A 12,927-nucleotide genomic window follows, 5' to 3' on the forward strand; every position below is an offset into this window, starting at 1 on the left:
GACATCGCTGACTATATCGTCAGCTTCTACAACGCGGTCAGAATCCACTCGACGCTGGGCTATCTGCCTCCCAACGTCTACGAACGACAAATGGCAGCCGAACCACCCATCGCGGTGTCCGAAATTACTTGACCACCACAAATTACCGCTCCCGGGAAGGGAGCGGACGAAATCTCAACCGGTCAGGGAAGACTGCAATGGACCAGAAGCGTTTCGCGAAATCGCTGCGCCGGAACATGACGGATGCCGAACGCATCCTCTGGCGCCAGCTCAGGGCCCATCGAATGCTCGGCCGGAAATTCCGCCGCCAGCAACCGGTCGGCCCGTACATCGTGGACTTCGTCCACTTCGGCGCACGGCTGATCGTCGAATGCGACGGCGGCCAGCACAACGAAAGCGCGGCCGACCAACGGCGCGACACCTGGCTCCGGGCCCAGGGCTTTACCGTCCTGCGCTACTGGAACCACCAGATACTGAACGAAACGGACCATGTCTTAGAGGACATCCTGAACAGCTTGCCCCCTCTCCCCCAGCCCCTCTCCCACGAGGGGAGAGGGGAGCAGCCAAAGCCTCGATATCCGGGGAAGCCGGCGTCTAGCCCCTCTCCCCTGGCGGGAGAGGGGTTGGGGAGAGGGGGAAGCCAACCGAGAGAGACATACCCATGACCCACGCACCACAGATCCGCATCCCCGCCACCTACATGCGCGGCGGCACCAGCAAGGGCGTCTTCTTCCGCCTCGACGACCTCCCGGCGGCCGCGCAGCAGCAGCCCGGCCCGGCCCGCGACGCCCTGCTGCTGCGCGTAATCGGCAGCCCCGACCCGTACGGCAAGCACACCGACGGCATGGGCGGCGCCACCTCGTCGACGTCCAAGACCGTAATCCTCTCCCGGAGCGACAGCCCGGATCACGACATCGACTACCTCTTCGGCCAGGTCTCCATCGACAAGCCCTTCATCGACTGGAGTGGCAACTGTGGCAACCTCACCGCCGCCGTGGGGGCCTTCGCCATCAACAGCGGCCTCATCGACGCCGGACGCATCCCCGAGAACGGCCACTGCACCGTGCGCATCTGGCAGGCCAACATCGAGAAGACCATCGTCGCCCACATCCCGATCACCGACGGCGCGGTGCAGGAGACCGGCGACTTCGAGCTGGACGGCGTCACCTTCCCCGCCGCCGAGATCCAGATCGAGTTCATGAACCCGGCGGACGGCGGCGGCGCGATCTTCCCCACCGGCAACATCGTGGACGACTTGGAGGTCCCCGGCGTCGGCACCTTCCAGGCCACCATGATCAACGCCGGCATTCCGACCATCTTCGTCAACGCCTCGGACGTCGGCTACACCGGCACCGAGCTCCAGGGCGCGATCAACGAGGATCCAAAGGCTCTGGATATGTTCGAGACCATCCGCGCCCACGGCGGCGTGCGCATGGGCCTGTTCAGCGAAGTCGCGGAGGCCGCCAGCCGCCAGCACACCCCCAAAATCGCCTTCGTCGCCCCGCCGAAGGGCTACACCGCCTCCAGCGGCAAAGCGGTGAAGGCCGAGGACATCGACGTGCTCGTCCGCGCGCTCTCCATGGGCAAGCTCCACCACGCCATGATGGGCACCGCCGCCGTCGCCATCGCCACCGCCGCCGCCATCCCCGGCACGCTCGTGAACCTCGCCGCCGGCGGTGACGACCGCAGCGCCGTCCACTTCGGCCACCCCAGCGGCACCCTCCGCGTCGGCGCCGAGGCACGGCAGGTGGACGGCGCCTGGACCGTGGAAAAGGCCATCATGAGCCGCAGCGCGCGGGTGCTCATGGAGGGCTGGGTGCGGGTGCCCGGGGACGCGTTCTAGTCCGCACTGATCTGAGTCCTACGGGGAACACCCGGCGGAGTGTTCCCCGTTTGCCGGCGCTGATGGCACTCCGACCTACATTCGCGACTGGTCGTTGTCTTAGGTGACAACGTCTAGCCTGTCGCACCTTGCTCCGACTCGTTTGCCTCCCGATACCCGTATATTGCTCCCGGCCTAAACTGCGAGCGGCATATCACGGCGCGAAGTCCCGAGCCGAATAGGAACCTCTGTCCTTACAGGGGGATACGAGCTATATTCAACACGTAGGAAACCGTGATATCACGCGCGCACGTTTATCCGATATTCGTGCGCGATCTAATCACTGTTATGCGCATAAAGGAGTCATGACTAATGGCAAAGACAAAGTTCAACAAAGGTAAGGCGTATCACGGCTCCGATGATGTCACGGAAGGAAAATTGAAAGGTGAAACATGCCTTACTGACTACTTTTATTTCCTTTGTCCAAAATGTGAAGGAAAACAAATATTAAGGGTTTTGGAGTATGAGGTGAGGGTTCATAAAGAAGAAAACGAATACAACGAATTTTATGAAAAGAAAGCCACAGAAGGCTTCACGCTAGCTTTTCATCTTCACTGTGAAAACTGTGGCTTTGATGATTTCACAAAGATTTCGAACATTGGGCTTCAGCAAGGTGATATTCGTGAGCAGCAGTAAGTTGATTCTACGGCAAAATCGCATAACACGGCGCTCAAAATGGATGCCCACCCCGCTGCGCTTCATGGGTGTCCTTTAGTTCGGCGTTAAGACCCAATAATGACGCATATGGTATTAAAATGAACAGGCTTCGTCAAAATCTGTTTCTGCTAGTCGCGCTAATTTTCCTAATATTAGGCGGTGCATGTAGTGAAGACCCCAATACTGCAAAGGTTAAGAATGAAGTAAAAAACTTTAAGCGGGCACAGGAATTGTACTTTAATGCTGATAGATATCTAAAGGAGATCACTGGTGGCAATTCTATTGTTGGTTCATTTAGTGAAGACGAACGAAATACTTATATCAATAAGTTATCGATCGCACTTAAAGAAGCAAAGTTGGTAAGTGATGGTACACTTTATAAATTGCATCCGAAATTGCCGGAGGCTTATCATTCCATATTCATACCCTGTATAGAAAAGCAATTGAAAGGATTTGCAAAGTACGACCCAAAGGCATCTATTGAAGGGCAAATTCTGCATGATGCATGGATTGACTGGTGGAATGGCAATTATAAAGAGTTTAGGAGGTTGTAATGTTGGGGGTTGGGGGCAGCGGGATTGGGAGGGGGTTGGGGACAGACCACGATTTCCACGGCGGATGGGTATATGCAACAATAAATCGATATAGCTCGTGGAAAATAAGTCATCTAGTAACCGCTTCTCCAGTTCATGAAGCAAACTTCGGGGCGGAATGGTTAACCAGGGGTGCAGTGGAGCGATTTTCCGGTGCGGTGCGCCTCAGAATTGGCCGCTGAGACCAGGCCTAAACGGAAAATCGGGGACAGACCACGATTTCCACGGCGCTGGTGCGGAACCATCGCGTAAGGCTGGGAATGACCTAGGCCTCCATGCCCGCCGTTTCGGCGGCCCGGGGGCGTTCCTCGAAAGCGGGGGAAGGCCATGCCGTCGCCGCGATTACCGTCAGGTCCGTGACCAGGTCGGGCCGCCGGAGCGCCAGCTCCAGCGCGATCGACCCGCCGAGCGACAGCCCGCCAAATCCGCGCAGGTCGTAGGCGATAACCCGGTAACGCGGCGTGAGCAGTGGAATGACGCGGGACCACATCCGCCAGTCCAGGCTGAGCGCATGGAGCAGCACCAGGGGCGGACCATCGCCGCCGCTGTCGAACAGGCGTGTCGTATGATCGTGCAGGTGGAAAGGCCGGGCGACCGGAAGCGCCACTCCGCGATCATTCAGCACCTCGCGTGCGATCCGCAGCATGGTCAGCGCACGTGGATAACCGGCATAGACCGAGACGTGTTCGGCACCGGCGATGATCTTCTCGGGCGCGAGGCCGCAATCGAGTGCGAACCCGATATGGGTGCGCAGCTGGCCCTCTCATCCGCCCATTGCGCCGAGCATGGCGACGGTCGCGAGCTCCCGCGCAACCAGGCCCATGCCTTCGGGTCGGCGATCACCGACCCGAAGGCATGGGTAACGAGGTTGCCCGCGAGCTGCGGGGAATGACTGCCGACGGAGGCGAGAATGCCGTCCATCGCCTCGCCGGTAATGGCCTGCATCGCGTGGCGTCCGGCCGCCGCGTCCTGATCCGGACTGTCTGCCACTGTGCTCACGCGTCAATACCCTTCATGCCCTCGGCGGTGTAGCGATCCCCCGTAAAGCTGCCTGGAGCATAGGCGCGATCCAGCTCGGTCAGATCATCGGCGGTAAGGTGAACGTCGGTAGCGGCGATATTCTCTTCGAGATAGGCCACCCGCTTGGTGCCCGGAATGGCAAACACGCCCTTGGCCAGCACCCAGGCGAGCGCGACCTGCGAAGGCGTCGCCTCTCGCCGGTCGGCGATGTGTCGCAGCGTACCGAGACGCGCGACGTTCGCCTCCAGCGCCCCGTCGGCAAAGCGCGGCGCGTTGCGGCGGAAGTCGTTCTCGGCCAGATCGCCGCAATTCATCGTGCCCGACAGCAGTCCACGCCCCAGTGGGCTGTAGGCGACAAACGCGATCCCCAGTTCACGGCAGGCGGGAAGCACCCCGGTCTCCATGTCGCGGGTGGTCAGCGAGTATTCGCTTTGCACGGCCGCCACCGGGTGAACCGCATGGGCGCGGCGCAGGGTTTCGACGGAGACCTCGCTGAGGCCGATATGCCCGATCTTGCCCGCCTGCACCAGCCCGGAAAGCACCTCCATGGTTTCCTCGATCGACCGCCCCGCCTCGGCGCGGTGGACGTAGTAGAGGTCGAGCCGCTCGACGCCGAGACGCCTTAAGGACGCTTCACACGCCCGCCGGATATAGTCCGGGCTGTTGTCGATGGTGCGGGCGTATTCGCCGGGTGCCTTGCGAATACCGAACTTGGTAGCGATGAAGGCGTCGCTACCGCCCTCTTTCAGGAAGCGGGCCAGCAGTTCTTCATTGTGACCATTGCCATACATGTCGGCGGTGTCGAACATCCGCACGCCCAGCTCATAGGCACGCCGGAGCACGGCCAGTGACCGGTCGTCATCGGTCTCGCCGTAGAATTCGGACATGCCCATGCAGCCCAGGCCAAGCGCGGGCAGCGTCGGGCCGGCAGTTCCGAGAGGAAGGGTCGGGATCATGATTTCGCTCCAGTCTGACGTGGTCGAAGGATTCTTGCAGGCGGATTCTCTGCTGAGAATTCGGTATATCGACACGTCATCTGTGCAAAAATGATCAGATGGATTGGCGCGATCTTCACGTTCTGGCGGTGCTGCACCGGGAGGGTTCGCTGGCCGGCGCGGCGCGCGCGCTGGGTGTGAACCACGCCACCGTGTCGCGCCGGCTCGCCGCGCTCGAGGGAAGTGTCGGTCACAAGCTGGTGCGCCGGCTCGCCCGTGCCACGCCGCTGACCGACAAGGGGCGGGAGATAGCCGAAATCGCCCTGGACATGGAGCAGCAGGCGCACCGCATCGAGCGCCTCGTTCACGCCACGCGGGGCACGCTGACCGGCCGCGTCAGGCTGACGGCGCCGCCGGTGCTCGTCAGTGAAATCATCATTCCCGCCTTGCGCGACCTGCGCGCCGCGCATCCGGGCCTGGAAATCGTGCTATCCGCGAGTTCGCACATCGCTTCGCTCGACAGCGGTGAGGCCGATCTGGCCGTACGCATGATCGAGCCACAAGGGCGACAGAACATCATGCGCCGAATCGGCTCGGTCGCCTTCGCGCTCTATGCCAGCCCCGAAGTCGCCCGGCTCCCGCCGCACCAGTGGCGCTTCATTGCCTTCGACGAGACACTCGCCCATGTGCCGCAGCAACGCTGGCTGGAGGAGTTCGCGGGAAACCGCCCCCTCGATCTGCTGACGGGGGACTTCCACAGCCAGCGTGCCGCCGCGGAGGCCGGGCTGGGCGTGGCGCTTTTGCCGTGCGTTATGGCGGCGCGAAACGGGAATCTCGTCCGCGTCACCCCGGAGCGACCCGAACCACGCCCTGTCTGGCTGGTCATTCACGCGGATCTGAAGGATGCGCCCGCAGTACGTGCCGTGGCCGACATGCTGATCGGCGCGGTCCGGTAAGCGCGCGTCGCCCCGTTTCCCGGCGGCGACGCGGTTGTTGCCGGGGCGGTCATTTTCCCGCCAACAACGTCAGTCCCGTCCCTCTTTGCTGAGGCGGGCCGTGCGCCTGCGGAAGGTCGACCACAGCGGCAGTAGCAGGAACAGGGCGCTGAGGATCAGGAATACGGTGCTCGGCACGCTGTCGAAGAACGTGGTGTAGTCGCCGCGGCCGAGCAGCAGGGCGCGGCGGAAGTGCACCTCCATCATCGGCCCGAGGATGAACCCCAGCAGCAGGGGGGCCGGCGGGTAGCGCAGGCGGATGAGGAAGTAGCCGATCACGCCGAATATGAGCGTGCTGTAGATGTCGAACACGCTGTTGCGCACGGAGTAGACGCCCACGCAGATGAAGAACAGCATCGCCGGGTAGAGCACGTGGTAGGGGATCGAGAGCATCCGCACCCAGACGCGGATCAGCGGCAGGTTGAGGATCAGCAGCATGAAGTTGCCGATGCCGAAGCTGACCACCAGCCCCCAGAACATCTCCGGCTCGCTGGTCACCAGCATGGGCCCCGGGGTGATGCCGTGGAGGATCATGGCGCCGAGCAGCACGGCCATCACTGCGTCGCCGGGGATGCCCAGGCTCAGGGTGGGGATGAAGGCGGCCTGCACTGCGGCGTTGTTGGCGGATTCCGGTGAGGCCACGCCGCGCAGCTCGCCCTTGCCGAACGCCTCCGGGTTCCTGCTGATCTTCTTCTCCGCGGCGTAGGACATGAATGCCGCGATCGCGGGGCCGGAGCCCGGGAGTGCGCCCACGAAGGCGCCGATGCCGGAGCCGCGCAGGATGGTCCGCCACAGGCCGGGCCATTCCTCGCGCCTGGGCAGCATGGACCGGAAGGTCAGCCCGTCGGTCTTGAGGGGCTCGCGATGCGTCTGCCCCAGGTTGGCGAGGATCTCGCCGACCCCGAACAGGCCCATGGCCAGGGCCACGAGGTTGACGCCGTCGGAGAGCGCCAGCAGGCCGAAGGTGAAGCGCTCGGCGCCGGAGGTGTCGTCGATGCCCACCATGCCCAGGGCGATACCGAGCACCACCATGGTCATGCCCTTCAGCGGCGAGCCCACCGAGAGCGTGGACGCGGCGACCAGGCCCAGCAGCATGATCGAGAAGTAGTCCTGGGCTCCGAAGTCCGTGGCGAAGGACGCGATCATCGGGGTGAAGCCGAGCACCATCACGAGGGCGAAGATGCCGCCGGTGAACGAGGCGATGGCGGCGGTGAACAGGGCCACGCCCGGGCGGCCCTGCTTCGTGAGCTGGTTGCCGTCCAGGCAGGTTACCGCCGCGGAGGCCGTGCCCGGCAGATTCAGCAGTATGGCGGCGATGGAACCGCCGTACTGGGCGCCGTAGAAGATGCCCGCCAACATGATCAGTGCGATCGGCGGCGAGAGGTAATAGGTCAGCGGCAGCGCCAGGGAGATCGCCGCTAGGGGGCCGATGCCCGGCAGCACGCCCACGAACGTGCCCACCAGCACGCCCACGAAGCAGAACAGCAGCCCGTCCAGGGAGAAGGCGACGCCGGCGCCCAGCGCCAGGTTATGCAGGATATCCATCAGATCACCAGTGAATCGCCGCGACGGGGATGCCGAAGCTGTAGAGGAACACCACGACGCCGAGCACGCTCAGCGCCACCGCGTTGGCCGCCGCCGAGACCGGCCGTAGCGGCTTCTCGGCGAGCGAGACCAGGATCACCATGACCAGCGTGGCGGGCACCAGGCCGGCGCGCTCCAGCAGCGCGGCGAAGGCGACGAAGCCTGCGGAGACCATCAGGATCGGCCGGGGAATCCAGAAGTCCTTTTCCTTCTCCGAGTGCGCCACCTCCAGCACCAGCAGGATGGCGAACAGCAGCAGCACGGCCCCGACGATGACCGGGAAGAACCCCGGCCCCATGCGGCGCAGCGAGCCCATCGGGTAGTCGCTGCCGTGCCAGACGAAAAAGGCACCGACCAGGCCGAGCAGCGCTGCGGCACCGACCTGAAGCCAGTTGATTGGACGTGTCATTGATCGCTCTCCTCCTCCGAAAGTGCGGCGACCGTGCCGGGACCGGTTATCTATCGGGTCAGTAACCTCCGTGCGTGGGCGGCGCATCGCCCTCCGGTGTCGTGAAACGGCGCAGCAGGGCGTCGGTGGCGCGGGCCAGCAGGGCGGCGTCGGCGCCCACGGCGAGGAACCGGCAGCCGGCGGCAAGGTGCTCGCGGGCCCGGTCCTCGTTGAGCGTCAGCGCACCGGCGGGCTTGCCCGCCGCCTGAATGCGGCTGAATGCGTCGAGCACCGCCGCGTTGACCTCCGGGTGACCGGCCTCGCCGGGGTGGCCCATGTCGGCGGCGAGGTCGGCGGCGCCGATGAAGACACCGTCCACGCCGTCCACGGCCGCGATCCCGTCCAGGGCGGCCAGGCCGGCGCGGCTTTCCACCTGCACCAGCACGCACAGCTGCTCGTGGCAGCGGTGCACGTAGTCCGCTACCCGGCCCCAGCGCGACGCCCGTGCCAGGCCGGCGCCGACGCCGCGATGGCCGTGGGGCGGGTAGCGGGTGGCGGCGACGATGCGCCGCGCCTGCTCGACGCTCTCCACCATCGGCACCAGCAGGGTCTGGGCGCCGGCGTCGAGCAGCGGCTTGAGGGTGTCGGACTCGCCGTTGACGGGCCGCACCACCGGGTGCGCGGGATAGGGGGTCACCGCCTGCAGCTGGGTGAGGATCGAGCGTACGTCGTTGGGGCCGTGCTCGCCGTCGATCAGGACCCAGTCGAAGCCGGCGGCGGCGCCGATCTCGGTGGCGTAGGCGTCGGCCAGGGCGCACCACAGGCCGATCTGGGTGCGCCCCTCCCGCAGTGCCTGCCTGAAACGGTTCACGGGGAGTTCCATCGCCGCCTCCGTTAGACGAACTGCAGCCCGATCGCGCCGAGCGGGCCGTAGTCCACGTGGAAGGTGTCTCCGGCGGACGCCGCCACCGGCCGGGTGAAGGAGCCGGCGAGCACGATCTCGCCGGCCCGGAGGGTGACGCCGTGCGGTGCCAGCTTGTTGGCCAGCCAGGCGATGCCCTTGGCGGGGTGGCCGAGCACGCCGGCGGCCACGCCGGTTTCCTCGACCACGCCGTTACGGCTGCATACCGCCGCGCTCCAGCGCAGGTCGACGTCGAACGGGCGGAAGGTGCGCCCGCCGAGCACCACGCCGGCGTTGGCGGCGTTATCCGAGATGGTGTCGAACACCTTGCGCGGGGGCACCGGAGGCCGGGTCCACCTGGCGGACGCGGGCGTCGATGATCTCCAGCGCCGGGATGACGTACTCGGTGGCGCGCATCACGTCCAGCACGGTGCAGTCCGGGCCGGTCAGGTCGCCGCAGAGGACGAACGCCAGCTCCACCTCCAGGCGCGGCACGATGAACCGCTCCACCGGGATCCCGCCGTTGTCCTCGAAGAACATGTCGTCGAGCAGGACGCCGTAGTCCGGCTCGTCGATGTGCGCGGACCGCTGCATGGCCCGGGAGGTGAGGCCGATCTTGTGGCCCATCACGCGGCGGCCGCGGGCCGTCTTCATGTCCACCCAGCGGCGCTGGACGGCATAGGCGTCCTCGAAGCCCAGCTCCGGGTACTGCAGGGTGAGATGGTCGATCTGGCTGCGGTCGCTCTCGGCGTGGTCGAGCCGTTCGGCCGCGTCGCGGATGGCGTCTTCACTGAGCATCACGGTGTCCTCGCGACGATGGTGTTGTGCAGGGCGCCGATACCCTCGATCTCGGTGACCACCTCGTCGCCGGGCATGACGTTCACGGTGCCCTTTGGGGTGCCGGTGAGGATCACGTCGCCGGGCCGCAGGGTCATGAAGCTGCTGAAGTATTCGATCAGGAAGGGGACGTCGAAGATCATGTCCCGGGTGGTGCCTTGCTGCGTGGTCTCGCCGTTGACGCGGGTGGTGAGCCGCAGGTCCATCGGGTCGGGGATCTCCGCCGTGTCCGCCAGCCACGGGCCCATGGGCGTGCCGTTGTCGCGGCTCTTGATGCGGAAGTTGGGGCGGTAGAAGCCCTCGAGGTAGTTGCGCACCGCGTAGTCGTTGGCGACGGTGTAGCCGGCGATGTAGTCGTAGGCGTCCGCCCGTGCCACACGGCGGGCGGGCCGGCCGATCACCACCGTGAGCTCGCACTCGTAGTGCATGTTGGTGGCGTCGGCGGGCCGCGGCGTGAAGGCGCGGTGGCCCACCAGGGTGTTGGCGCCCTTGAGGAAGACCATGGGTTCCTTTGGGGCGCTGGAGGCGATCTCGGCGGCGTGGTCGGCGTAGTTCAGGCCCAGTGCCAGGATCGTGCCCGGCGTCACCGGGGGCAGCCAGACCACCTCGCTCTCCGCCACGTGGCGGCCGTCCGCCAGGCGCACCCGGCCGTTGTCCTCCCGGGCCTGATGGACCCGGCCCTCGAAGGCGATACGTGCCCGCTTCATGACGTGTGCTCCCGGTGGCTCGATTCCCGGACCAGTGGATTCACCAGCCGGCCGAGGCCGTCGATCTCCACCGCCACGGTGTCGCCCGGGCCGGCAAGCGGCACGTCGGGGGAGACACCCGCGAGGATCAGGTCACCGGGGTAGAGGCTGGTGAAATCGGAGATGTCGGCGAGGAGCGTGGCCACCGGGCGTACCAGCCGATCCAGGCCGGCCTCGTGGCGGCATTCGCCGTTGACGAAGGCGCGCACGCTCAGCGTCGCCGGGTCCGGCAGGTCAGCGGCGTCCACCAGCCACGGGCCGATCGGGCAGAAGCCGTCGCGGCATTTCTGCTTGAGGGGATGCCGGAACAGGCTCTCGTGGGGCACGGTGACGTCGTTCACCAGGGTGTAGCCGGCGATCGCCGCCGCAGCCTGGCCGGTGTCGGCACGGGTCAGGGTGTCCCGGATCACGACGCCCAGGCTCGCGCCCACACGGACCCGGTCCACGTCGGCGGGAATGGGCACCGGCGCGCCGGCGGCGATGTGGGTGTTCGGGGTCTTCACGTACAGCACCGGGCCGGTGGGGGCGCCGTTGTACGGGGGCTCGTCGATGGCGTCGCCGAGCCGGTCCAGCTCGTCGCGGACGTTGAGCAGGCAGCCGTAGACGGCGCCGCTCAGCAGGGGCCCTCCCGGGCGCAGGGTCGTGGATGTCATGGTCGCTCCAGACTCTATAGGGGCGCCTAGCGGCGGCGTTTCTGGACTTCGCTGAGGCGTTTGGCGATCAACTCGGTCTGCTGGCGGATCAGGGGCACCAGGGTGGCCAGCCGTTCCGGGCTGAGCCGGTCGGCCATGGCGGATACCGCCACGGAGGCCACCAGCCCGCCCTCGGTGTCGAACACCGGCAGCGCCAGGGCGCGGGTGCCGGGCACCACGCCCACCTCGCTGTAGGCGTAGCCCAGGGTGCGCGTCTCGGTGATGCGGCGGCGGACCGCGTCCGGTTCCAGCCCGTGGCCGGCCAGGCGCTGTTCGTTGCCGAGCAGCACCTCGTCCACGTCCTCGTCGTCGCCGGCGAATGCCAGCAGCACCAGCCCGGACACGCTCATGCCCAGGGGCCGGCGTGCGCCCACCTCGATGGACAGCACCTTCACCGGGTAGCTGCCGGTCTTGCGGTCCACGCAGATGGAGTCGAAGCCGCTGCGGATGGTCAGGAAGACGCTGTCGCCGCACTGTTCGGCGATGTGCCGCAGGTAGGGCTCGGCCACGGTCTTCACCGGCACCCGCGCGGTGCGCGAGAGCCCCAGCAGGGATACTTCCGGGCCGACCATGTAGCGGCGCGTCTCGGGGTCCTGCTCCACCGCCTTCTCTTCGATCAGCACGCGCAGGATGCGGTGGACCGTGGGCCGGTTGAGGCCCGTCTGGTAGACGATGTCGGTGATCCGGACCCCGTGTTCCTGGCCGGTGGCGAGGATGCGGAGAATCGCCAGGGCGCGCCGGATGCTGCGTGCGCCCACGGTCCTGCCGCCGTCGCCGTGCTCGCCGCCCGGCGTGTCCCCGTCGGTATCCGGTGGCCGGGTGTCGTCGTTCATGGCCGGCGCTCCACGACGGTCTTGGGGGTTTGCGCCACGGGCTTGAGCTCACGGATCTCGCCGAGGGTGGCGTAGTTGGCGCCGGCGATGCGGCACACCGGCTGCAGCGCGCGGGTGTCGATGCGGCCGTCCTGGTAGAGCGCGTCCGCGATGTGCACCAGCCTGACCTCGCCGACGAAGAACTCGGCGCCGGTATCGCCGAAGGCGGTGATGCTGTGCAGCCGGCACTCCATGCCGATCGGCGTCATCGCCAACCGCGGCGGGGTAATGGTTCCGGACGGCTCCACCGCCAGACCCAGGCTCTCCACCTCACTCTCGTGGGTGTCGTATTCCACGGCGCTGGCGTGCACCGTTTCCACCATGGACCAGTCGGCGATATTGACGACGAACTCGCCGAGCGTCCGGATGTTGCGCGCCGTATCCTTTTCGCGGCCGGCCTTGCGGCCGATATTGATGCCCACCATCAGGGGGCTGTTGGAGACGAACGTGAAGCAGCTGAAGGGGGCGAGATTGACCACGCCCTCCGGAGACCGGGAGCTGATCCAGGCGATCGGCCTGGGCACCACGATCCCGCTGATCAGGCGGTAGCACTGCTGGGGCGAAAGCGCGCCGATGTCGACTTGCACATCTCTCTCCTCACCGTGGATTCGCTGTTTATCGTTTAACCGGAATGCTAGGCAGGGGGGCGAGAAAGGTACAACGACGTGCTGACGTAAAAGTCCATATAGTGGACTTTGTGGTTGCGAGCGCCGTTGGCCCGGGGTGAGGAAATCGGCCCCGTATCCGCTGCTGATCCGATTTTCCTGACGCCCCGCCGGGTCGCACGGCCGGTGCTGCGGCGGTCCGTTCCGGCCTGCCGCTACC

17 protein-coding genes are annotated in these 12,927 nt (G+C 65.8%); 6 read left to right on the plus strand and 11 right to left on the minus strand.

Features of this window, described 5'->3' with window-relative positions:
• Positions 1–15: 15 nt before the first annotated feature.
• The 5 genes from ACEZHJ_RS03985 (at position 16) to ACEZHJ_RS04005 (ending at position 3,093) form a co-directional block, all read left to right on the plus strand.
• Positions 16–132 carry a hypothetical protein gene (locus ACEZHJ_RS03985; protein WP_375036282.1) on the plus strand — a complete coding sequence of 39 codons (117 nt, stop codon included), beginning with the start codon at positions 16–18 and terminating at the stop codon, positions 130–132.
• Positions 133–236: 104 nt separating this feature from the next.
• Positions 237–665: an endonuclease domain-containing protein gene (locus ACEZHJ_RS03990; RefSeq protein WP_240466345.1), complete on the plus strand. Its 429-nt coding sequence runs from the start codon at positions 237–239 to the stop codon at positions 663–665.
• On the plus strand, positions 662–1,843 hold the full coding sequence (gene prpF / locus ACEZHJ_RS03995) for a 2-methylaconitate cis-trans isomerase PrpF (RefSeq protein ID WP_375036247.1): 1,182 nt from the start codon (positions 662–664) through the stop codon (positions 1,841–1,843). The genes ACEZHJ_RS03990 and prpF overlap by 4 nt, the downstream gene beginning before the upstream one ends.
• Positions 1,844–2,194: 351 nt before the next feature.
• The gene (locus ACEZHJ_RS04000; protein ID WP_163139941.1) at positions 2,195–2,518 is read left to right on the plus strand and encodes a hypothetical protein; all 324 of its coding nucleotides are present in this window, start codon (positions 2,195–2,197) and stop codon (positions 2,516–2,518) included.
• Positions 2,519–2,637: 119 nt separating this feature from the next.
• Positions 2,638–3,093 carry a hypothetical protein gene (locus tag ACEZHJ_RS04005; RefSeq protein WP_163139939.1) on the plus strand — a complete coding sequence of 152 codons (456 nt, stop codon included), beginning with the start codon at positions 2,638–2,640 and terminating at the stop codon, positions 3,091–3,093.
• A 304-nt stretch (positions 3,094–3,397) separates the two neighbouring features.
• Here the strand turns inward: ACEZHJ_RS04005 and ACEZHJ_RS04010 are convergent, their stop codons facing one another.
• Together ACEZHJ_RS04010 and ACEZHJ_RS04015 are read right to left on the minus strand one after the other, a co-directional pair.
• On the minus strand, positions 3,398–3,778 hold the full coding sequence (locus tag ACEZHJ_RS04010) for an alpha/beta fold hydrolase (RefSeq protein WP_375036248.1): 381 nt from the start codon (positions 3,776–3,778) through the stop codon (positions 3,398–3,400).
• Between the two features lie 349 nt (positions 3,779–4,127).
• Positions 4,128–5,108 (minus strand): aldo/keto reductase, encoded by a 981-nt coding sequence (locus ACEZHJ_RS04015; protein WP_163139934.1) that lies wholly within the window; start codon positions 5,106–5,108, stop codon positions 4,128–4,130.
• Positions 5,109–5,206: 98 nt separating this feature from the next.
• On the opposite strand from ACEZHJ_RS04015, the gene ACEZHJ_RS04020 reads away from it, so the two are divergent.
• Positions 5,207–6,043: a LysR family transcriptional regulator gene (locus ACEZHJ_RS04020; protein WP_259202107.1), complete on the plus strand. Its 837-nt coding sequence runs from the start codon at positions 5,207–5,209 to the stop codon at positions 6,041–6,043.
• 69 nt (positions 6,044–6,112) lie between these two features.
• On the opposite strand, the gene ACEZHJ_RS04025 is transcribed toward ACEZHJ_RS04020, so the two are convergent.
• From ACEZHJ_RS04025 to ACEZHJ_RS04065, 9 genes are read right to left on the minus strand one after another with little or no spacing between them, the layout of a single operon-like run.
• Positions 6,113–7,627, minus strand: a complete 1,515-nt coding sequence (locus ACEZHJ_RS04025) for a tripartite tricarboxylate transporter permease (protein ID WP_259202106.1) — start codon at positions 7,625–7,627, stop codon at positions 6,113–6,115.
• Between the two features lie 4 nt (positions 7,628–7,631).
• Positions 7,632–8,075 (minus strand): tripartite tricarboxylate transporter TctB family protein, encoded by a 444-nt coding sequence (locus tag ACEZHJ_RS04030; protein WP_018718109.1) that lies wholly within the window; start codon positions 8,073–8,075, stop codon positions 7,632–7,634.
• A gap of 58 nt (positions 8,076–8,133) precedes the next feature.
• On the minus strand, positions 8,134–8,937 hold the full coding sequence (gene hpaI, locus ACEZHJ_RS04035; RefSeq protein WP_375036249.1) for a 4-hydroxy-2-oxoheptanedioate aldolase: 804 nt from the start codon (positions 8,935–8,937) through the stop codon (positions 8,134–8,136).
• Between the two features lie 11 nt (positions 8,938–8,948).
• A complete protein-coding gene (locus ACEZHJ_RS04040) occupies positions 8,949–9,296 on the minus strand; it encodes a fumarylacetoacetate hydrolase family protein (protein WP_375036250.1) in 348 nt (115 codons plus the stop codon).
• Complete coding sequence (locus tag ACEZHJ_RS04045) at positions 9,259–9,753, minus strand: hypothetical protein (RefSeq protein ID WP_375036251.1); 495 nt, start codon at positions 9,751–9,753, stop codon at positions 9,259–9,261. Before ACEZHJ_RS04045 ends, ACEZHJ_RS04040 begins: the two co-directional genes overlap by 38 nt.
• Positions 9,753–10,499, minus strand: coding sequence for a fumarylacetoacetate hydrolase family protein (locus ACEZHJ_RS04050; RefSeq protein ID WP_375036252.1), 747 nt, complete (start codon positions 10,497–10,499; stop codon positions 9,753–9,755). Before ACEZHJ_RS04050 ends, ACEZHJ_RS04045 begins: the two co-directional genes overlap by 1 nt.
• Entirely contained in the window at positions 10,496–11,191 is a 696-nt protein-coding gene (locus ACEZHJ_RS04055) for a fumarylacetoacetate hydrolase family protein (RefSeq protein WP_163139926.1), read from the minus strand. Before ACEZHJ_RS04055 ends, ACEZHJ_RS04050 begins: the two co-directional genes overlap by 4 nt.
• Positions 11,192–11,217: 26 nt before the next feature.
• The gene (locus ACEZHJ_RS04060; protein WP_018718114.1) at positions 11,218–12,063 is read right to left on the minus strand and encodes an IclR family transcriptional regulator; all 846 of its coding nucleotides are present in this window, start codon (positions 12,061–12,063) and stop codon (positions 11,218–11,220) included.
• Complete coding sequence (locus ACEZHJ_RS04065; protein ID WP_163139922.1) at positions 12,060–12,689, minus strand: flavin reductase family protein; 630 nt, start codon at positions 12,687–12,689, stop codon at positions 12,060–12,062. Before ACEZHJ_RS04065 ends, ACEZHJ_RS04060 begins: the two co-directional genes overlap by 4 nt.
• Positions 12,690–12,927 lie beyond the last annotated feature (238 nt).

Origin of the sequence: Arhodomonas sp. KWT2, assembly GCF_041949875.1 — a bacterium.
Classification (GTDB): Bacteria; Pseudomonadota; Gammaproteobacteria; order Nitrococcales; family Nitrococcaceae; genus Arhodomonas; species Arhodomonas aquaeolei.